The 18,201-nt window shown below is 60.7% G+C and carries 19 protein-coding genes; 13 read left to right on the forward strand and 6 right to left on the reverse strand.

Annotation, left to right across the window (positions count from 1 at the left end):
* Genes ACEPLT_RS21070 through acpT form a run of 13 tightly spaced genes read left to right on the forward strand, consistent with a single transcriptional unit; the run spans position 1 to position 12,018 of the window.
* Complete coding sequence (locus ACEPLT_RS21070; protein WP_023294735.1) at positions 1-540, forward strand: COG4648 family protein; 540 nt, start codon at positions 1-3, stop codon at positions 538-540.
* Positions 533-1,894, forward strand: coding sequence for an AMP-binding protein (locus ACEPLT_RS21075; RefSeq protein WP_232929179.1), 1,362 nt, complete (start codon positions 533-535; stop codon positions 1,892-1,894). Before ACEPLT_RS21070 ends, ACEPLT_RS21075 begins: the two co-directional genes overlap by 8 nt.
* On the forward strand, positions 1,881-2,234 hold the full coding sequence (locus tag ACEPLT_RS21080) for an ApeI family dehydratase (protein ID WP_008503085.1): 354 nt from the start codon (positions 1,881-1,883) through the stop codon (positions 2,232-2,234). The genes ACEPLT_RS21075 and ACEPLT_RS21080 overlap by 14 nt, the downstream gene beginning before the upstream one ends.
* The gene (locus ACEPLT_RS21085) at positions 2,225-3,916 is read left to right on the forward strand and encodes a glycosyltransferase family 2 protein (RefSeq protein ID WP_069598852.1); all 1,692 of its coding nucleotides are present in this window, start codon (positions 2,225-2,227) and stop codon (positions 3,914-3,916) included. The genes ACEPLT_RS21080 and ACEPLT_RS21085 overlap by 10 nt, the downstream gene beginning before the upstream one ends.
* A 3-nt stretch (positions 3,917-3,919) precedes the next feature.
* Positions 3,920-4,342 (forward strand): acyl-CoA thioesterase, encoded by a 423-nt coding sequence (locus ACEPLT_RS21090; RefSeq protein ID WP_008503087.1) that lies wholly within the window; start codon positions 3,920-3,922, stop codon positions 4,340-4,342.
* Positions 4,339-4,944, forward strand: a complete 606-nt coding sequence (locus tag ACEPLT_RS21095; protein WP_232929178.1) for a LolA family protein — start codon at positions 4,339-4,341, stop codon at positions 4,942-4,944. Before ACEPLT_RS21090 ends, ACEPLT_RS21095 begins: the two co-directional genes overlap by 4 nt.
* The gene (locus tag ACEPLT_RS21100; protein WP_232929177.1) at positions 4,913-7,237 is read left to right on the forward strand and encodes an MMPL family transporter; all 2,325 of its coding nucleotides are present in this window, start codon (positions 4,913-4,915) and stop codon (positions 7,235-7,237) included. The genes ACEPLT_RS21095 and ACEPLT_RS21100 overlap by 32 nt, the downstream gene beginning before the upstream one ends.
* On the forward strand, positions 7,234-7,812 hold the full coding sequence (locus tag ACEPLT_RS21105; protein ID WP_046092700.1) for a DUF3261 domain-containing protein: 579 nt from the start codon (positions 7,234-7,236) through the stop codon (positions 7,810-7,812). The genes ACEPLT_RS21100 and ACEPLT_RS21105 overlap by 4 nt, the downstream gene beginning before the upstream one ends.
* Position 7,813: 1 nt before the next feature.
* Positions 7,814-8,983: a beta-ketoacyl-[acyl-carrier-protein] synthase family protein gene (locus ACEPLT_RS21110; RefSeq protein WP_008503091.1), complete on the forward strand. Its 1,170-nt coding sequence runs from the start codon at positions 7,814-7,816 to the stop codon at positions 8,981-8,983.
* Entirely contained in the window at positions 8,980-9,453 is a 474-nt protein-coding gene (locus ACEPLT_RS21115) for an ApeP family dehydratase (RefSeq protein WP_008503092.1), read from the forward strand. Before ACEPLT_RS21110 ends, ACEPLT_RS21115 begins: the two co-directional genes overlap by 4 nt.
* Positions 9,450-10,181 carry a 3-ketoacyl-ACP reductase FabG2 gene (locus ACEPLT_RS21120; RefSeq protein WP_008503093.1) on the forward strand — a complete coding sequence of 244 codons (732 nt, stop codon included), beginning with the start codon at positions 9,450-9,452 and terminating at the stop codon, positions 10,179-10,181. The genes ACEPLT_RS21115 and ACEPLT_RS21120 overlap by 4 nt, the downstream gene beginning before the upstream one ends.
* Positions 10,178-11,407, forward strand: coding sequence for a beta-ketoacyl-ACP synthase (locus ACEPLT_RS21125; protein ID WP_021242168.1), 1,230 nt, complete (start codon positions 10,178-10,180; stop codon positions 11,405-11,407). Before ACEPLT_RS21120 ends, ACEPLT_RS21125 begins: the two co-directional genes overlap by 4 nt.
* Before the next feature lie 2 nt (positions 11,408-11,409).
* On the forward strand, positions 11,410-12,018 hold the full coding sequence (acpT, locus tag ACEPLT_RS21130) for a 4'-phosphopantetheinyl transferase AcpT (RefSeq protein ID WP_232929176.1): 609 nt from the start codon (positions 11,410-11,412) through the stop codon (positions 12,016-12,018).
* On the opposite strand, the gene arnF is transcribed toward acpT, so the two are convergent.
* Genes arnF through arnC form a run of 6 tightly spaced genes read right to left on the reverse strand, consistent with a single transcriptional unit; the run spans position 11,975 to position 18,200 of the window.
* Complete coding sequence (gene arnF, locus ACEPLT_RS21135) at positions 11,975-12,355, reverse strand: 4-amino-4-deoxy-L-arabinose-phosphoundecaprenol flippase subunit ArnF (protein ID WP_032675597.1); 381 nt, start codon at positions 12,353-12,355, stop codon at positions 11,975-11,977. The genes acpT and arnF overlap by 44 nt on opposite strands.
* Positions 12,352-12,687, reverse strand: a complete 336-nt coding sequence (gene arnE, locus ACEPLT_RS21140) for a 4-amino-4-deoxy-L-arabinose-phosphoundecaprenol flippase subunit ArnE (protein WP_126534890.1) — start codon at positions 12,685-12,687, stop codon at positions 12,352-12,354. Before arnE ends, arnF begins: the two co-directional genes overlap by 4 nt.
* On the reverse strand, positions 12,687-14,342 hold the full coding sequence (arnT, locus tag ACEPLT_RS21145; RefSeq protein ID WP_232929175.1) for a lipid IV(A) 4-amino-4-deoxy-L-arabinosyltransferase: 1,656 nt from the start codon (positions 14,340-14,342) through the stop codon (positions 12,687-12,689). Before arnT ends, arnE begins: the two co-directional genes overlap by 1 nt.
* On the reverse strand, positions 14,339-15,241 hold the full coding sequence (arnD, locus tag ACEPLT_RS21150) for a 4-deoxy-4-formamido-L-arabinose-phosphoundecaprenol deformylase (protein ID WP_032664767.1): 903 nt from the start codon (positions 15,239-15,241) through the stop codon (positions 14,339-14,341). Before arnD ends, arnT begins: the two co-directional genes overlap by 4 nt.
* On the reverse strand, positions 15,238-17,220 hold the full coding sequence (gene arnA, locus ACEPLT_RS21155; RefSeq protein ID WP_025910241.1) for a bifunctional UDP-4-amino-4-deoxy-L-arabinose formyltransferase/UDP-glucuronic acid oxidase ArnA: 1,983 nt from the start codon (positions 17,218-17,220) through the stop codon (positions 15,238-15,240). The genes arnD and arnA overlap by 4 nt, the downstream gene beginning before the upstream one ends.
* Positions 17,217-18,200: an undecaprenyl-phosphate 4-deoxy-4-formamido-L-arabinose transferase gene (arnC, locus tag ACEPLT_RS21160; RefSeq protein ID WP_447088382.1), complete on the reverse strand. Its 984-nt coding sequence runs from the start codon at positions 18,198-18,200 to the stop codon at positions 17,217-17,219. The genes arnA and arnC overlap by 4 nt, the downstream gene beginning before the upstream one ends.
* Position 18,201: the final 1 nt, after the last annotated feature.

Here is an 18,201-nt window from a genome sequence, read left to right on the forward strand (position 1 = left end):
ATGCTGCTGGCGTGGCCCTTCCTGATTGGATTTGGGCTGGCGCATAACAGCCTGCAGTGGCTATTACCCGTGATGGCTCTGGTGTTACTGCTGCGGCTGCGTCAGGCGCAGCGGAACACAAGCCCGATGCGGTATGTGGTGCAGTGCGTGGCGCTGGCGGGGATCGCCCTCTGCACGGCAAGCTACCTGCTGAAAGCTCACCAGTGGCTGCTGCTCTACCCGGTGGTCGTCAACCTTGTCATGCTGGCCGTGTTTGGCGGTTCGCTGTGGACAGCGATGCCGCTTGTCGAACGACTGGCGCGCTTGCGCGAGCCAAACTTGCCCCCGGAGGGCGTGCGCTATACCCGTAAGGTGACCCTCGTCTGGTGCGGTTTTTTCGTCGGCAACGGCACGATGGCGCTGTTTACCGTCCTCCACGGCGACATGCATCTGTGGACGCTATGGAACGGTATGGTGGCTTACATCCTGATGGGGATGCTGATGGCAGCAGAGTGGCTGGTGCGCCAGCGGGTGATAAAAAAAGAGATGCACAATGACTAACCCCCTTCCGCTGGGCCAGTGGTTAAATGCGCCGCGCCCTGACGACACGCCTGTTGCCTGGCTCGACGATCGTACCTGGACGCTGGGCCAGTTGCGCCACGACGTAACCTTACTGGTCGAGACCCTGCGTCAGCAGGAAGGCGAGCGCTGGGCGCTGTGCTTTGAAAACAGCTACCTGTTTATTGTTGCGCTGCTGGCCTCGCTGCACGCCGGTAAAACACCGGTCATTCCCGGCCATAGCCGCGTCTCGCAGCTTGAAGAACAGCAATCTTTGTTTAGCGGCGTTGTGAGCGATCGCACTCTTGGTTTTCATGGGAAACAGATTGTGGTGGCCTCCAGCCACCAGACAGCCAGCCACTGGGTGCCTCTGCCGGCCATTGACGAAAACCGCTTCGTTGAACTGTTCACCTCAGGCTCCACGGGCACGCCGCGCCGGGTGGTTAAGCACATCGTCAGTCTGGATCGCGAAGCCCGCCTGCTGGCTAACCGCTTTGGTGAGCGTCTGGCCGGATGCAGCATTGTGGCCTCGGTCGTACCGCAACATCTGTATGGCCTGACATTCCGTATCGTCTTGCCGATGGCGCTGGGCCTGCCGCTGCATGCCGCGATGCTCTATTACGCAGAACAACTGGCCGCCCTGCCTCCTGACAGGCAATACCTGTTTATCAGCAGCCCGGCGTTCCTGAAGCGCCTGGATACCGAGCTTGCCGCGCCGCCCGTCAGGATGCTGATTTCAGCAGGTGGAATGCTGCCCTGGCGTGACGTCTCGACCACCTCCGGCTGGCTTAACCTTTGGCCGGATGAAATTTATGGCAGTACCGAAACCGGGATCCTCGCCTGGCGCCATCGTCAGGAGGATAACGTGCCCTGGCTACCGTTCCCCGGCGTGATCTTCCATCAGGAAGATCACGCCTGTCGCGTTACGTCGCCACTGATCCATGAGCCAGAAGGGCTCCAGCTCGACGATATCCTGCACTTCGACAGCGAGGGGCTTTTCAGCATCGCCGGTCGCCGCGGGCGAGTGGTCAAAATTGAAGAAAAACGCATCTCGCTTAACGAGATCGAACGCCGCCTGCTGGAGCTTGACGGTATTTGCGAAGCGGCCGCACTGCCTGTCACGCGCGGGGGTCGTCAGGGGATTGGCGCCCTGCTGGTTCTGGATGAAACGGCCCGTCAGCGCGGGTATGTGCAGGATAAAAAAGCGCAGGAGTTCGCCTGGCGTCGCGCCCTGCTGCCGTGGCTTGAACCTGTCGCGGTGCCGCGCTACTGGCGCATCGTTGATGAAATGCCGGTAAACAGTATGAACAAGCGTGTCTATGCGCAGTTAGAGGAGTTATTTCATGAAAATTCATGAAATTGAGCGCCACCAGACACAGCCGGAGAAGCTGGAGATCGTTTTGCATCTCGACGCAACGCTGTTCTGGTTTCAGGGCCATTTCGCCGTACAACCGCTGCTGCCCGGCGTTGCGCAGCTTGACTGGGTGATGCACTACGCCACGACGTTACTGGCACCGGGCTATCGCTTTCACAGCATTCAAAACGTGAAGTTTCAGGCACCACTGCTGCCGGAAACCACGGTGACGCTGATGCTTGAGTGGCATGCCGAACGTCAGATGCTGACCTTCAGCTATCAACGCCATGCCGGGGCTGAGCGCCACACCGCCAGCAGCGGGAAAATTCGTCTATGTCAGTAATCTTTCGTCCCTGTGTGCTGATCCCGTGCTACAACCACGGCGCGATGATTGCCAGCGTGCTGTCACGTCTCGCGCCGTTCGGCCTGCCGTGCCTGGTGGTGGATGACGGCAGCGACGCAGTCACCCGTCAGGAGCTTGAGCGCCTGGCGGCGGAGCAGCCGCAGATGACGCTGGTTCGTCTGGCGCAAAACGCCGGAAAAGGTGCCGCGGTCATCAGAGGGCTGGAGGAGTGCGCGCGGACGGGCTACACCCACGCCGTGCAGGTGGATGCGGACGGTCAACACGCCATCGAAGATATCCCCAAACTGCTGGCGCTGGCGGAGCGCCACCCGGACGCGCTGATTTCCGGCCAGCCCATTTACGATGACTCTATTCCGCGCTCACGACTTTACGGGCGCTGGATCACCCACGTCTGGGTGTGGATTGAAACCTTATCGCTGCAGCTTAAAGACAGCATGTGCGGCTTTCGGGTCTATCCGGTTTCACCCACGCTGCGGCTGGCAGCGCGCGAACCGCTCGGCAAGCGGATGGACTTTGACACCGAAGTGATGGTTCGTCTCTACTGGCAGGGCAACACCAGCGTCTTTCTGCCCACGCGCGTGACCTATCCGCAGGACGGTTTGTCCCACTTCGACGCGCTAAAAGATAACGTGCGGATCTCCCTGATGCATACCCGGCTCTTCTTCGGCATGCTGCCCCGCATGCCCGGCCTGCTTTTCCGTCGACGCCGCCAGCACTGGGCGCAGCAGGACGAGGTCAAGGGTCTGTGGGGGATGCGCCTGATGCTGCGCGTCTGGGAACTGCTGGGTCGGCGGGCCTTTACCGTGCTGTTGTGGCCGGTTATCGGCGTGTACTGGCTTATCGCGCGTCCGGCGCGGCAGGCCTCGCGGCAGTGGATGGCGAGAGTGAAGCAAGAACTGCGTCAGCGGAGCATGCCTGTTCCCTCACGGCTTAACAGCTTTTTCCATTTCATGCGCTTCGGCAACGCGATGCTGGATAAAGTCGCCAGCTGGCGCGGCGAGCTGAAGCTTCATCGCGATATTGTCTTTGCCCCTGGCGCGAGCGAAGCGTTAAACATCGCGGCGCCGCAGGGCAAACTGCTGCTGGCCTCGCACCTTGGCGACGTAGAGGCCTGCCGGGCCCTGGCTCAGCTGGAAGGCAGTAAAATCATCAACGCCCTGGTTTTCAGCGAGAACGCCCAGCGCTTTAAGCAAATCATGAGCGAAATGGCGCCCGAAGCTGGCGTGAATTTGATGTCGGTCACCGACATCGGCCCGGACACCGCCATTGCCATCAAAGAGAAGCTTGAGCGCGGTGAATGGGTCGCGATTGTGGGGGATCGCATCGCGGTGAATCCGCAGCGCGGCGGCGAATGGCGCGTGATCTGGAGCCGATTCATGGGCCAGCCTGCACCGTTCCCACAGGGGCCGTTTATCCTGGCCTCCATCCTCCGCTGCCCGGTGGTGCTGATTTTCGCCCTGCGCCAGCAGGGTAAGCTCGTCCTGCACTGCGAGCCGTTTGCCGACCCGCTGCGCCTGCCGCGCGGTGAACGCCAGCAGGCACTGCAAGATACCGTCGATCGCTATGCGCAGCGGCTGGAACATTACGCCCTCATGTCGCCGCTCGACTGGTTTAATTTTTTCGATTTCTGGCATCTGCCAGAGTCCAGTGAGAAGGAGTAAAGGGTGCTGACCGATCCCCGCTTTACGACTGAAGTCGAGATCACCGTTCCGTTCCACGACGTCGATATGATGGGCGTGGTCTGGCACGGTAACTATTTCCGCTACTTTGAGATCGCCCGCGAGGCGCTGCTCAATCAGTTTGATTATGGCTATCGCCAGATGAAGGCCTCCGGCTACGTCTGGCCCGTCGTCGACACCCGGGTGAAATACCGCGATGCGGTGACCTTTGAGCAGCGTATTCGCGTCCGCGCGCACATTGAAGAGTATGAAAACCGCCTGCGCATTGCCTATCAAATTTTCGATGCGCAGACCGGCAAACGCACGACCACCGGTTACACCATTCAGGTGGCGGTGGAAGAAGCGACCCGCGAAATGTGCTTTGTGAGCCCGGCAATACTGTTTGAACGTATGGGAGTAACACCATGAGATGGTTGCCTTTACTGGCGCTGATCGTCAGCCCGCTGGTCAGCGCCGTGACGCTGGATGAGCTGCAGCAGCGCTTCACCGAGCAGCCCGTGGTGCGCGCGCACTTCGAACAGGTTCGCACGATAAAAGATATGCCGCAGCCGCTGCGCTCGCAGGGCGAGATGCTGATCGCCCGCGACAGCGGCCTGCTGTGGGATCAAAAAGCGCCGTTTCCGATGACGATCCTGCTGGACGACAAGCGGATGGTGCAGGCGATTAACGGCCAGCCGCCGCAAACCATCACTGCCGACAATAATCCGCAGATGTTCCAGTTCAACCATCTTCTGCGCGCCCTGTTCCAGGCGGACCGCAAGGTGCTGGAAGAGAACTTCCGCATCGATTTTAAAGACCTGGGAGCGGGCCGCTGGTCGCTGGTGCTTACGCCAAAAACGACGCCGCTGGACAAGATTTTCGCCACCCTCGATCTGGGCGGCGCGACCTATCTGGAAACGATTCGCCTCAACGACAAACAGGGCGACCGTACCGATATCGCCCTTTCTCGCCACCAACTGACGCCCGCCAGCCTGACCGATGACGAACGCCAACGCTTTGCCGCACCGTAAATCCCTGCGCCCGGCGCTGCTGTGGGCCACGCTATGCCTGATTCTGCTGGGCGTGTTGCTGTCGCTGCTGCCCGGCGCGCGACTGAACAGCAGCGTGCTGGCCATGCTGCCGAAGCAGACGCTGGGGGCTATCCCGCCGGCGCTCAACGACGGGTTTATGCAGCGTCTCGACCGCCAGCTGGTCTGGCTGGTCAGCCCCGGCAAAGAGCCGGATCCGCGCGTGGCACAGCAGTGGCTGGCGCTGCTGCAAAGCACTGATTCGCTCAGCGAGGTCAAAGGCCCGATGGACGCCGCCGGGCAAAAGGCCTGGGGAGAGTTCTTCTGGCAGCACCGAAATGGCCTGATTGACCCCGCCACCCGCGCCCGCCTGCAAAACGGCGGAGAAGCGCAGGCGCAGTGGATTTTATCTCAGCTCTATTCGGCCTTTTCCGGCGTCAGCGGCAAAGAGCTGCAAAACGATCCCCTGATGCTGATGCGCGGCTCGCAGCTCGCTCTGGCGCAAAACGGCCAGAAGCTGCGGCTGATGGACGGCTGGCTGGTCGCAAAAGATGAGGCGGGAAACTACTGGTATCTGCTCCACGGCGAGCTGGCGGGCTCATCATTTGATATGCAGCAGACCCACCGGCTTGTGACGACGCTTAACGTGCTGCAGGAGACGCTGAAAGCCCGCTACCCTCAGGCACAGCTGCTTTCCCGCGGGACCGTGTTCTACAGCGATTACGCCAGCCAGCAGGCCAAACGTGATGTTTCGACGCTGGGTATCGCCACCCTGCTTGGCGTGTTCCTGCTCATCGTGGCGGTGTTCCGCTCTCTGCGCCCGCTGCTGCTGAGCGTGCTCTCCATTGCCATCGGCGCGCTGGCGGGGACGGTGGTGACGCTGCTGCTCTTTGGCGAGCTGCACCTGATGACGCTGGTGATGAGCATGAGCATCATCGGAATTTCGGCAGACTACACGCTTTACTACCTGACCGAACGGATGGTACACGGCGCGGAGCATTCTCCCTGGCAAAGCCTGGCCAAAGTTCGGAATGCGCTGCTGCTGGCGCTGCTGACGACCGTCGCCGCCTACCTGATTATGATGCTGGCCCCCTTCCCCGGGATCCGCCAGATGGCGGTGTTCGCTGCCGTGGGACTCAGCGCCTCCTGCCTGACGGTGATTTTCTGGCATCCGTGGTTATGCCGCGGGTTACCGGTGCGCCCGGTTCCCTTTATGGTCCTGATGTTGCGCTGGCTGGCCGCCTGGCGACGCAGTAAAAAACTGTCAATTGGTCTTCCCGTCGCGCTGGCGCTGCTCTCCGCCGTGGGAATAAGCACGCTGAAGGTGGACGACGACATCGCCCAGCTGCAGGCGCTGCCGAAAGATATTCTGGCGCAGGAGAAGGCCATTACCGCCCTGACCGGACAGAGCGTGGATCAGAAATGGTTTGTGGTTCATGGCGCTTCGCCTCAGCAAACGCTGGAGCGGCTGGAAGCCTTTACCCCGGCGCTGGCAGAGGCGCAGAAAGCGGGAGAAATTACCCGCTGGCGCACCCTGCCGCTGAACTCGCTGGCCCGTCAGAAAAGCGATCTTACGCTGCTGCAAAACGCCGCGCCTGCGGTAACGAACGTGCTGAAAAGCGCAGGGCTCAACGCCGTCTCCCCGAATCTGGACGCCATGCCGGTCAGCGTGGACGCGTGGCTTAAAAGCCCGGCCAGCGAAGGCTGGCGTCTGCTCTGGCTGACCCTGCCCGACGGTCAAAGCGGCGTGCTCGTACCGGTGGACGGCGCAAAAAACAGCGCGGCCCTCGGCGAGCTGGCCGCGCGCCATGACGGTGTCGCCTGGGTCGATCGCAAAGCCAGTTTTGACACCCTGTTTGCCCTCTACCGCACGCTGCTGACGGGGCTCCTGTTTGCCGCGCTGGCGGTGATTGCCTGCGGGGCGATGGTGCGCCTCGGCTGGCGTAAGGGGCTGATAAGCCTGGTGCCGTCCGTGCTCTCGCTGAGCTGCGGGCTGGCGGTACTGGCTGCAACGGGCCACCCGGTAAACCTGTTTTCACTGCTGGCGCTGGTGCTGGTGCTCGGCATTGGCATTAACTACACGCTGTTTTTCAGCAACCCGCGCGGCACGCCGCTGACCTCGATGCTGGCGATTACGCTGGCGATGATGACCACGCTGCTGACGCTGGGCATGCTCGTCTTCAGCGCCACGCAGGCCATTAGCAGCTTTGGTATCGTGCTGGTGAGCGGTATTTTTACCGCCTTCCTGCTGGCGCCGCTGGCGATGCCGGATAAGAAAGAGAGAAAACGTAAATGAACGCTTTTTACCGCGCCGCCGCGCTGGCTGCGGCGCTGCTGCTGGCAGGCTGCAGCCATTCGACCGATACCCAAGAGACGCGTCCCCAGGCCTGGCTCCAGCCGGGAACCCGCGTTACGCTCCCGCCGCCCGGCATTAGCCCGGCGGTAAGCTCCCAGCAGCTGCTGACCGGCAGCTTTAACGGGCAAACGCAGTCCCTGCTGGTGATGCTCAACGCGGATGCGCATAAAGTGACGCTGGCCGGGCTCTCTTCCGTGGGCATTCGTCTGTTCCTGGCGACGTACGATGAGACCGGTATTCATACCGAGCAGTCGATCGTTGTGCCGCAGTTGCCGCCCGCCAGCCAGGTGCTGGCCGACGTGATGCTCAGCCACTGGCCGATTAGCGCCTGGCAGCCGCAGTTGCCGAAGGGCTGGACGCTGACTGACACGGGCGATCGGCGCGAACTGCGTAACGCCAGCGGCAAGCTGGTGACGGAGATTGTCTACCTGCAGCGTAAAGGCAAGCGCGAGCCGATCAGCATCGAGCAACACGTTTTTAAATACCACATCACCATTCAATATCTGGGTGACTGAGATGATTTATATTTCCGCTGTTGGCATGGTCAACGCGCTGGGCAACTCGCATGATGAAATCGCTGCTAACCTGGTGACGGGCGTAGCGCCGGGTATGCATGCCCGAACCGGCTGGTTACAGGGTTCACCCGATGCCGTGCTGGGCGGTGTGGAAGGCGAACTGCCGCCCATCCCGGAAACGCTGTCCGCACACCGCACCCGCAACAACCAGCTTCTGCTGGCCGCGCTGGCGCAGATTCAGTCGACCGTCGACGAGGCTATCGCCCGCGTCGGCCGCGATCGGGTGGCCGTGGTGCTGGGGACCAGCACCTCTGGGCTGGATGAAGGCGATGAGCACGTGCAGCGCATGACCCATGGCGAAGCGAGCACGCACTGGCAGTACCCGCAGCAGGAGCTCGGCGATCCGTCCCGCTTCCTCGCCAACTGGCTTCAGCTCGAAGGCCCGGCCTATACGATCTCGACAGCCTGCTCTTCCAGCGCGCGGGCGATGATCGGCGGCAAACGTCTGATTGAAGCCGGGCTGGTGGACATCGCCATTGTTGGCGGAGCAGATACCCTGAGCCGGATGCCCGTCAACGGGTTTAACAGCCTTGAATCCTTCTCCCCTACGCTCTGCGAGCCTTTTGGTCGCGACCGTCGGGGGATCACCATCGGTGAAGCCGCCGCGCTGATGGTGCTTAGCCGTGAGCCCGCGGACGTGGCGCTGCTCGGGACGGGGGAATCCAGCGATGCGTACCATATCTCCGCCCCGCATCCGCAGGGCGAAGGGGCGATCAGGGCCATCACGCAGGCGCTCAACGAAGCGGGTATGCAGCCCGGAGATATCGGCTACATCAACCTGCACGGCACGGCCACGCCGCTTAACGATCAGATTGAATCGCAGGTGGTACACGATCTCTTTGGGGAAAGCGTGCCCTGTAGCTCTACCAAACACCTTACCGGCCATACGCTGGGCGCTGCCGGTATCACCGAAGCGGCCCTGAGCTGGCTGATTCTGACGCGCGATCTGCCCTTACCGCCGCAGGACTTCGCCCGCTACGCACCGGACGACACGCTGGCGCCGTGCGGTCTGCTGCACCAGCGCACCGCGCTGACAAAGCCGGTCATTCTGTCTAACTCGTTCGCGTTTGGTGGCAACAACGCCAGCATTCTGCTGGGGAGAGCGTCATGAGCTACTTATCACCCGAAGCCTATTTGCCGCACGATGCGCCCATGATGTTGCTGGAGTCCGTTGAGAATGTGACGGACGACATGGCGGTATGCCGCGTCGCGATAGACAGACAAAGCGTGCTGGCACCCTTTCTGAATGCCGATGGCGACCTGCCGGGCTGGTACGCGCTCGAGCTGATGGCGCAGACCGTCGGCGTCTGGTCCGGCTGGCATCGCCAGCAGCAGGGGCAGGAGCATATTGCGCTGGGCATGGTGCTCGGCGCGCGTGAACTGATCTGCGCCAGCGGGCGTTTCGCCGCAGGCTTGACGCTGGACATCACCGTTAAGCTGCTGATGCAGGACGAACGCTTCGGCAGTTTTGAATGCGCAATTTCCGCTAATGAAGAGACGCTGGCCACGGGCCGGGTCAACACCTTCCAGCCAAGCGCAGAAGAATTAACCTCGCTTTTTAATCAGGGATCTAACGCATGAGTCGTTCCGTACTGGTCACCGGGGCCAGCAAAGGCATAGGGCGCGCCATCGCCCGCCAGCTTGCCGCCGACGGGTTTACCGTAGGCGTGCATTACCATCGTGATGCCGCAGGCGCGCAGGAGACGCTGGACGCCATCACGCAGGCGGGCGGCAACGGCCGTTTACTCTCGTTTGATGTGGGCAACCGCGAGCAGTGCCGCGAGGTGCTGGAACAGGACATTGAAGCCCATGGCGCATGGTATGGCGTGGTTAGCAACGCGGGTATCACCCGCGATGGCGCCTTTCCGGCATTGAGTGAAGACGACTGGGACAGCGTGATCCACACCAATCTCGACAGTTTTTATAACGTCATTCACCCCTGCATTATGCCGATGATTGGCACCCGTAAAGGGGGACGCATTATCACCCTATCGTCCGTGTCCGGCGTGATGGGTAACCGCGGGCAGGTGAACTACAGCGCGGCAAAAGCGGGCATTATCGGTGCCACCAAAGCGCTGGCGATTGAGCTGGCAAAACGCAAAATCACCGTGAACTGCATTGCGCCGGGGCTGATTGATACCGGAATGATTGAAATGGAAGAGGCCGCGCTGAAAGAAGCGATGTCCATCATTCCAATGAAACGCATGGGCCAGGCTGAGGAGGTCGCCGGGCTGGCAAGCTATCTGATGTCAGATATTGCGGGTTACGTCACCCGCCAGGTCATTTCCATTAACGGAGGAATGCTATGACGCGTCGCGTGGTGATTACGGGCATGGGCGGCGTGACCGCCTTTGGCGAAAACTGGCAATCCGTGTCCAGCAGGCTGCTGGCGTATGAAAACGCGGTGCGTAAAATGCCGGAGTGGCAGGTCTATGATGGCCTGCACACCCTGCTGGGCGCGCCGATTGATGACTTCACGCTGCCGGAACATTATACCCGCAAACGGATCCGCGCCATGGGCCGCGTGTCGCTGATGTCGACCCGCGCCACCGAGCTGGCGCTGGAGCAGGCGGGGCTGATTGGCGAGGCGGTGCTCACCAATGGGCAAACGGGTATCGCGTATGGCTCATCCACAGGCAGTACCGGGCCCGTCAGCGAATTCGCCACTATGCTCACCGAAAAGCACACCAATAACATCACCGGCACAACCTACGTGCAGATGATGCCGCACACCACCGCGGTGAATACCGGACTGTTCTTTGGATTACGTGGCCGCGTCATCCCGACCTCAAGCGCCTGTACGTCCGGTAGCCAGGCAATTGGCTACGCCTGGGAGGCGATTCGCCACGGCTATCAGACCGTTATGGTTGCGGGGGGCGCTGAGGAGCTGTGTCCGTCTGAAGCGGCGGTGTTTGACACGCTGTTTGCCACCAGCCAGCGTAACGATGAACCCAAAACCACCCCTTCGCCATTTGATACGCAGCGCGATGGTCTGGTGATTGGGGAAGGCGCGGGCACCCTGATACTCGAAGAGCTGGAGCATGCCAAAGCGCGCGGGGCCACTATCTACGGCGAAATCGTGGGCTTTGCCACTAACTGTGATGCGGCCCATATCACCCAGCCTCAGCGTGAAACCATGCAGATTTGTATGGAGCAGTCGCTGGCCATGGCGGGATTAAGCGCCCTGGATATGGGGTATATCTCCGCACACGGTACTGCCACCGATCGCGGTGATATTGCTGAAAGCCAGGCCACTGCCGCTATCTATGGTGACAACGTGCCAATTTCATCGCTGAAGAGCTATTTTGGCCACACGCTCGGAGCCTGCGGCGCGCTGGAAGCATGGATGAGTTTACAGATGATGCGTGAAGGCTGGTTTGCCCCGACACTCAATTTAAGGCAACCGGATGAGCAATGTGGTGCTTTAGATTATATTATGGGAGAAGCCCGCCAGATCGATTGCGAGTATCTGCAGAGCAATAACTTCGCGTTTGGCGGCATCAACACCTCGATTATCATTAAACGCTGGGCGTAACTATGTACCAGTTTGTACTGGGAAAAATATCCACCCTTTGCGCGGACCCGCTGGCGTCAACGCTCGCAGACAGCGCACCTCAGGGTGCTCGCAATGCCTCATGGCTGGCTGGCAGGATGCTGCTCGCCAGAGCGTTATCCCCTCATCCGCTCCCCGACATTTTTTACGGCGAGCAGGGAAAACCGGCCTTTGCGGAGGGCCATCCGCTGTGGTTCAACCTGAGCCACAGCGGTGACGATATCGCCTTGCTGATGAGCGATGAAGGCGAAGTCGGCTGTGATATCGAAGTGATTCGCCCCAGGAAGAACTGGCAGGCGTTAGCGAATGCCGTCTTCAGCATGACGGAGCATGATGAGCTTGAGCGCGAAGCGCCAGAGGAACGGCTTGCCGCCTTCTGGCGTATCTGGACGCGAAAAGAGGCAATCATCAAACAGCGTGGCGGTAGCGCCTGGCAGATTGTCAGCATCGACAGCACGGCGCCGTCGCACTCGGTCAGCCAGGTGCAGATCGGCTCACTCAGCCTGGCCGTTTGTACGTCGACCCCTTACACCCTGACCACCGAGTCGATTATCCACGTCGGGGCAGGAAAATCACCAGTACACCCAACATAATAAACACGACGCCGACCAGCCCGTGCCAGGAGAAGCTTTCTCCCCAGCCCGGCAGCAGGATCGCGGCGCCCCACACCAGGATATAGCTAAGACTCAGCAAGGCATACGCTTTGCTGAGCGCCATGCGATGCAGCGCCAGGTACCAGCAGCCCATAGAAGCCACATACCCCATCAACCCCAGCAGCAGCGCGCCCGTGCCGGACGAGACGTGCCACAGCGCGGAAATAAACGTCAGAATCTCGCTGACCGGAGGCAGAGCCTGCATGGCCTCGCGCAGCAGCAGCTGCGCGGCGCTGACTAACAGCACGCTGCATAAGGCCCAGAACGCCCCTTTCACAGGCTCCCTCCCAGGATAACAATCCCAATGATGATCAACCCCACCCCCAGCCAGTGATGCGAGGCGACGTTTTCACGCCAGAATACCTTCGCCGCCAGCGTCACCCAGACAAAATTGAGGCTCAGCATGGGGTAGGCAATGCCGACAGGCAGGCGCTGCAGCACCACCAGCCAGACCAGCATCCCGCTGCCCAGCGCCAGCAGAGCCAGGCCAAGCCATAGCGCGATATGCACGCCACGCCGCCCGGCTTTCGCCGGACGGGTAGCCTGTTTCTGGCACAGCTGCCCCGCACAGCTGAGCAGGCTTGCAAGTACCAGCCAGATCCAGGTCATCACTTCGGCAGATACTGCAGGTAGGCCAGACGGCCCTGGATATACAGGCTGTCCGGTTCTGGCAGATTCGCCCGCGAAAGGTCATCGCGTTTTGACAGCAGGATAACCAGCGATACGCGTCCCTGCTGACGGTGCTCAGCCAGCCACTGCGCGAAGTCATCTTTACCGACAAAACGATCTTTCACATCAGGATAATCCAGCCCGTAGCGCAGCTCGCCACTCTGACCAAACAGCGTGATGTCATTGCGCTTCAGCTCCCACGCCAGGCCAGCGGCGAGGCCCACGTTATTGGCCAAGACAAATCGGCTGTCCTGAAGCGGCTCGCGCACGGTGTCGACCAGCGACTGCGGCTGTTTGGAATCCACCACCAGGTTAGGAATGGCAAAACCGATCAGCAGCGCCAGGCCCGCAGGGCAGAGCGCCGCAAGCCACCAGCGCTGCTGACTCTGCCTGAACGTAAACCAGCCGACCGCGGCCCAGATGAGGAACGCGACCACCGCGCAGAACACTTTATAGAGTTCAACCGAGGACCAGACCGGATGCTTAGCCAGCCCCCACGGAGAGACCACCAGCGCCGCCACCATGCCGATAACGCCAAACGCCAGGTTGATCCCGCCGTTAATGCGTAACGCTCTGGCGCCCTTCTCCGCCGCGAGGCAGGCATAGCGCGCCATCAGGATCGCCAGCGGGGCAAAGCACGGCAGGATATAGGTCGGCAGCTTGCCTTTGGCGATGCTAAAGAACAGCAGCGGCATTATCACCCATCCCAGCAGATAGAACCCGCCGCCCGCGTTTTGTCGGTCATGCCAGCCGAGACGGAACGCGCCGGGCAGCAGCGCCAGCCACGGCAGGCTACCCGCGATCAGGAACGGCACGTAGTACCAGAACGGGGCTTTGTGCTGCGCGTCGCTCTGGGCGAAACGCTGAATATGCTCAACCCAGAAGAAGTAACGCCAGAAGTCAGGCTCACGCTGCGCAATCGCCAGCCCCCATGGCAGAACAATCAGCACGCAGCTCAGGATCGCGAGCCAGCCAAAAATCAGCACCTCTTTCCAGCGCTTCTGGGCGATCACCCACGGCAGCACGCCAATCACCGGTACCGCCAGCGCCAGGAAGCCTTTGGTCATCACCCCCATCCCGCAGGCCAGCCCAAGCAGCACATAGCCCCCCGCTTTTCCGGCAACGGTTTGGGCCTGTGACGCCAGCCAGAAGCTGCACATCGCCGCCACCAGCCACAGGGTGATGATGGGATCCAGCACCGCATACGTGCCGATGCCATACACCAGGAACAGGGTCAGGAAGATCAGGCCGGAGAAAATGGCTGTCCGCTTATCCCGCCAGAGACGCCAGGCCATCCAGATGACCAGCAGCGCCGCTAAACCGGTGGAGAAGATAGACCCGGCGCGCACGGCGAGGTTCGTGTGCCCGAACAGCATCTGCCCGATGCTGTTGATCCAGTAGCCAGCAATCGGCTTTTCAAAGTAACGCAGCCCCAAAAAATGCGGGACAACCCAGTCTCCGGAGGCCAGCATTTCGCGGCTGATTTCCGCATAGCGCGTTTCATCAGGCTGCCAAAGCAGGCGGATATCAACCGGGATGAGGTAGTAAACGATAAACAGTGCGAGAAGCGCTAAGCCATAACGGGCTGTTTTCATTGGACCGGACTCACGGTTTGTTGATAGCCAAGCCAGCCTTCCCGGCCAGCCAGTTCATTGCGGACCACTTTGCCCACGGGCAGGGTGCTGAGGTCGTCTGGCAGCAGCTCGCTTAACGGGCAAAACGCAATGCCTTCCTGAGCGGCCATCGTCAGCAGTTCGTCGAAATCATGCTGATACGCAATCCCTTCCACTTCGGCATGGATGGTATACACCGGCGTACCGGCGTCACGATGAATGCGGTCCAGGATGTAGCGATTGAACTCATCAGCTTTCACCTCGCGCCCGACCACTTCATCCCAGGTGGGAAGCGTGACCGGAATTTGCACCGTACCGTAGCGATTTTCGCCCAACAGCGGCAAAAAGGGCCCGGTTCCGCGGCAATCGCTGTTGTAGCGAAACGCAAAGGCTTCTTTGGCCTTCACGACGCGCTGATCCGCACGCCATCCCGCCACGGCGGAGCAGCGCACGGGCTGACCGATAATGGCCTCCAGCTCCAGCATCCCACGCTCGACCTCACGGGACAGGCGCGGGATATCCCAGACGCCCGCCCAGGCTTGCCAGGCATGGTGATCCCAGGCGTGCAGACCCACCTCATGATGCTGCGCCGCTTCACGGATAACCGCTTCATTACCCGCGCCGATGCGTCTGCCGGGCCAGGCGGTGCCGGCCAGCAAAATATCCCAGCCGTAGAGGGATGCTGCGCGCGAGCGCAGCATTTTGAACAGAAATGCCGGTTTAACCAGACGCCATAAATGGCGTCCCATGTTGTCAGGCCCCACGCTGAAGAAAATGCTGGAGCGCACGCCGTGCTTGGTCAGCAGTTCCAGCAGTTTGGGTACGCCGTCACGCGTTCCCCTGAAGGTGTCGACATCAATGCGTAAACCGACTTTTTTCATGAGACCTGTTCCGACAGCTCCACGGTGCGCAGGAAGAAATCAAGCGTTTCATCAATGGTCTGTTCCATCTTCACCGTCGGCGTCCAGTTCAGGCAGCGCTTCGCATTGCGAATGCTTGGCTTACGGTGCTCAACGTCCTGATACCCTTTACCGTAGTAGCTGCTGCTTTCCACTTCGCGGAAACCGGCAAACGGCGGGAATTTATCGCGCAGCGGATGACGCTCAAAGCTGGCCAGCAGCATCTCGGCCAGTTCGCGAATGCTCGCTTCGTTGTCCGGGTTGCCGATGTTGATGATTTCACCGTTGCAGCGGTTATCTTTGTTTTCGATGATGCGGAACAGCGCTTCGATACCGTCGCTGATATCCGTAAAGCAGCGTTTCTGTTTCCCGCCTTCGATAAGCTTGATTGGCGAGCCTTCCACCAGGTTCAGGATCAGCTGGGTGATCGCACGGGAGCTGCCGATACGCGCCGCGTTCAGGTTATCCAGACGCGGACCCATCCAGTTGAACGGACGGAACAGGGTAAAGCGCAGGCCCTCTTTCTCACCGTAGGCCCAAATCACGCGGTCCAGCAGCTGTTTGGAGACGGAGTAAATCCAGCGCTGCTTGTTGATCGGCCCGACCACCAGGTTGGAGGTGTCTTCATCGAAGTTCTTATCGGTACACATGCCGTACACTTCAGAGGTGGACGGGAAGATGATGCGCTTGTCGTATTTCACGCAGTCGCGGATGATCTTCAGGTTCTCTTCGAAGTCCAGCTCGAACACGCGCAGCGGGTTACGGGTGTACTCGATTGGCGTGGCAATGGCGACCAGCGGCAGCACCACGTCGCATTTCTTAATGTGGTATTCAATCCACTCGGAGTGGATGCTGATGTCCCCTTCCACGAAGTGGAAGCGCGGGTTGTCGAGGAAACGGCTGATCGCATCCGCGCCAATATCCAGGCCGTAGATTTCGTAGTTATCGTCTTTGAGCAGACGTTCGGTCAGGTGGTTACCGATAAAACCGTTCACGCCGAGGATCAGCACGCGGGTACGGCGTTTGATGGCCACCACCGGCGCGCTGGTGATCAGCGCCCCGGCCACCAGCCCCAGCGACTGCGCCAGCTGGGTGCCCTGAACGTACAGGCCGTTGTCGGTTTGGCCGGTAACGATCTCCAGCGCCTGCTCGCCGCAGCTCACAATCAGCGGGGAGACGGAGACGACGGTGCCCGGTTTTGCCGCCGGAATGTCGTCACGCACGCGGGATTTCCAGACGATGAACTTGCTGACGCCCGCAAAGCTGTAGGCGCCCGGCCACGGGTCGGTTACGGCGCGCACCAGGTTGTGCAGCTGGCGGGCCGGTTTGTTCCAGTCCAGACGACCATCTTCCGGCGCGCGGCGACCAAAGCTGCTTGCCTTGCTCTCGTCCTGCGCGGTCTCGCTGAAGGTGCCGTTAAGGATGCCCGGCAGCGCATCGCGCAGCAGCGTCTGTGCCGTCGCGTTCAGCTTTTGATGCAGCTGCAGCGCGGTGTCGTCCGCATCAATAGCGACCTTCTGCTGCGCCACGATAGCGCCCGCATCCGCACGGCGCACCATGCGGTGCAGCGTCACGCCCGTTTCCGTTTCACCGTTCACCAGCACCCAGTTCAGCGGGGCGCGGCCACGGTAGGCAGGCAGCAGAGAACCATGAAGATTAAAGGCGCCTTTTGCAGCCAGGCCTAAGATCTCGTCGGAGAGCAGGTTGCGATAGTAAAACGAGAAGATGACGTCAGGCGCGAGGGCGCGGATGCGCTCCACCCACAGCGGGTGGTTGACGTCGTCTGGCGCATAAACCGGAATACCACGCTCGGCGGCGATACGCGCCACGGAGCCGAAAAAGTTGTTCTCTCCGGCCGTGTCCGGATGGGTAAAGATTGCCGCAATGTCATAGCCCGCTTCCAGCAGGGCCTGCGTGCCCGTGCACCCCATATCGTGATAGGCAAATACAACAGCTTTCATGGGTGAATTTCCTCTTGAGATGCTTTGTGTTCCTGACGGACAACACGTTGAATAAAGTAGCGCGGACGCGCGCGAACGTCGTTATAAATACGGCCAATGTATTCACCGAGGAGCCCCATCCCGACAAACTGGGCGCCGATGAACATAAACAGCACGGCAAAGAGCATAAAGACCCCTTCCGCCGCCCACTGCGGGCCAAAGACCAGGCGCAGTACCACCAGCAGAATGGACAGCGCGAAACCGGCCACGGCGATGATGCTGCCGAACACGCTCAGCAGACGCAGCGGCGTGGTGGTCAGGCAGGTGATGAGGTCGTACATCAGGTTGATGAGGCGCATAAAGCTGTACTTCGACTCCCCGTGCTCGCGCTCGGCGTGCAGGACCGGGATTTCCGTTGCCTTACGGGCAAAGGTATTCGCCAGAATCGGAATGAAGGTGCTGCGCTCGTGGCAATGCAGCATGGCGTCGACAATGTGGCGGCGGTAGGCGCGCAGCATGCAGCCGTAATCGCCCATCGCTTTACCGGTCGTGCGCTGGATCAGACGGTTGATGGTGCGCGAGGCCAGCTTGCGGAACAGGCTGTCCTGACGGTTCTGACGTACCGTGCCGACCACGTCATAGCCTTCGTCGGCTTTGGCCACCAGGCGCGGGATCTCTTCCGGCGGGTTTTGCAGGTCCGCGTCCAGGGTGATGATCAGATCGCCCGTGACGTGGCTAAACCCCGCCATAATCGCCGAGTGCTGGCCGTAGTTACGGTTGAGCAGCACGGCTACGATGTGGCTGCCTTCGGCCTGCGCGGCTTCGGTCATCATCAGCGCGGAATTATCGCTACTGCCGTCATCCACCAGCAGAATTTCGTAGGCCTTGCCCATCGTGTCGCAGGCGGCCGTTGTACGGCGGATCAGTTCGGGCAGGCTCTCCTGCTCGTTATAAACCGGGATGACCACGGATACTTTTTGTACAGGCGGTGCACTGAACATA

This window comes from Enterobacter sp. fkY84-1 (assembly GCF_052974705.1).

Excerpts from the sequence above, each read along its gene's own strand:
- ACEPLT_RS21110 (WP_008503091.1), top strand. The coding sequence starts at position 7,814 with ATGATTTATATTTCCGCTGTTGGCATGGTCAACGCGCTGGGCAACTCG.
- ACEPLT_RS21095 (WP_232929178.1), top strand. The coding sequence starts at position 4,339 with ATGAGATGGTTGCCTTTACTGGCGCTGATCGTCAGCCCGCTGGTCAGC.
- ACEPLT_RS21100 (WP_232929177.1), top strand. The coding sequence starts at position 4,913 with ATGACGAACGCCAACGCTTTGCCGCACCGTAAATCCCTGCGCCCGGCG.
- ACEPLT_RS21125 (WP_021242168.1), top strand. The coding sequence starts at position 10,178 with ATGACGCGTCGCGTGGTGATTACGGGCATGGGCGGCGTGACCGCCTTT.
- arnA (WP_025910241.1), bottom strand. The coding sequence starts at position 17,220 with ATGAAAGCTGTTGTATTTGCCTATCACGATATGGGGTGCACGGGCACG.
- ACEPLT_RS21080 (WP_008503085.1), top strand. The coding sequence starts at position 1,881 with ATGAAAATTCATGAAATTGAGCGCCACCAGACACAGCCGGAGAAGCTG.
- ACEPLT_RS21115 (WP_008503092.1), top strand. The coding sequence starts at position 8,980 with ATGAGCTACTTATCACCCGAAGCCTATTTGCCGCACGATGCGCCCATG.
- ACEPLT_RS21070 (WP_023294735.1), top strand. The coding sequence starts at position 1 with ATGCTGCTGGCGTGGCCCTTCCTGATTGGATTTGGGCTGGCGCATAAC.
- ACEPLT_RS21085 (WP_069598852.1), top strand. The coding sequence starts at position 2,225 with ATGTCAGTAATCTTTCGTCCCTGTGTGCTGATCCCGTGCTACAACCAC.
- arnC (WP_447088382.1), bottom strand. The coding sequence starts at position 18,200 with ATGTTCAGTGCACCGCCTGTACAAAAAGTATCCGTGGTCATCCCGGTT.
- ACEPLT_RS21075 (WP_232929179.1), top strand. The coding sequence starts at position 533 with ATGACTAACCCCCTTCCGCTGGGCCAGTGGTTAAATGCGCCGCGCCCT.
- arnE (WP_126534890.1), bottom strand. The coding sequence starts at position 12,687 with ATGACCTGGATCTGGCTGGTACTTGCAAGCCTGCTCAGCTGTGCGGGG.
- ACEPLT_RS21120 (WP_008503093.1), top strand. The coding sequence starts at position 9,450 with ATGAGTCGTTCCGTACTGGTCACCGGGGCCAGCAAAGGCATAGGGCGC.
- acpT (WP_232929176.1), top strand. The coding sequence starts at position 11,410 with ATGTACCAGTTTGTACTGGGAAAAATATCCACCCTTTGCGCGGACCCG.
- arnT (WP_232929175.1), bottom strand. The coding sequence starts at position 14,342 with ATGAAAACAGCCCGTTATGGCTTAGCGCTTCTCGCACTGTTTATCGTT.
- arnD (WP_032664767.1), bottom strand. The coding sequence starts at position 15,241 with ATGAAAAAAGTCGGTTTACGCATTGATGTCGACACCTTCAGGGGAACG.
- ACEPLT_RS21105 (WP_046092700.1), top strand. The coding sequence starts at position 7,234 with ATGAACGCTTTTTACCGCGCCGCCGCGCTGGCTGCGGCGCTGCTGCTG.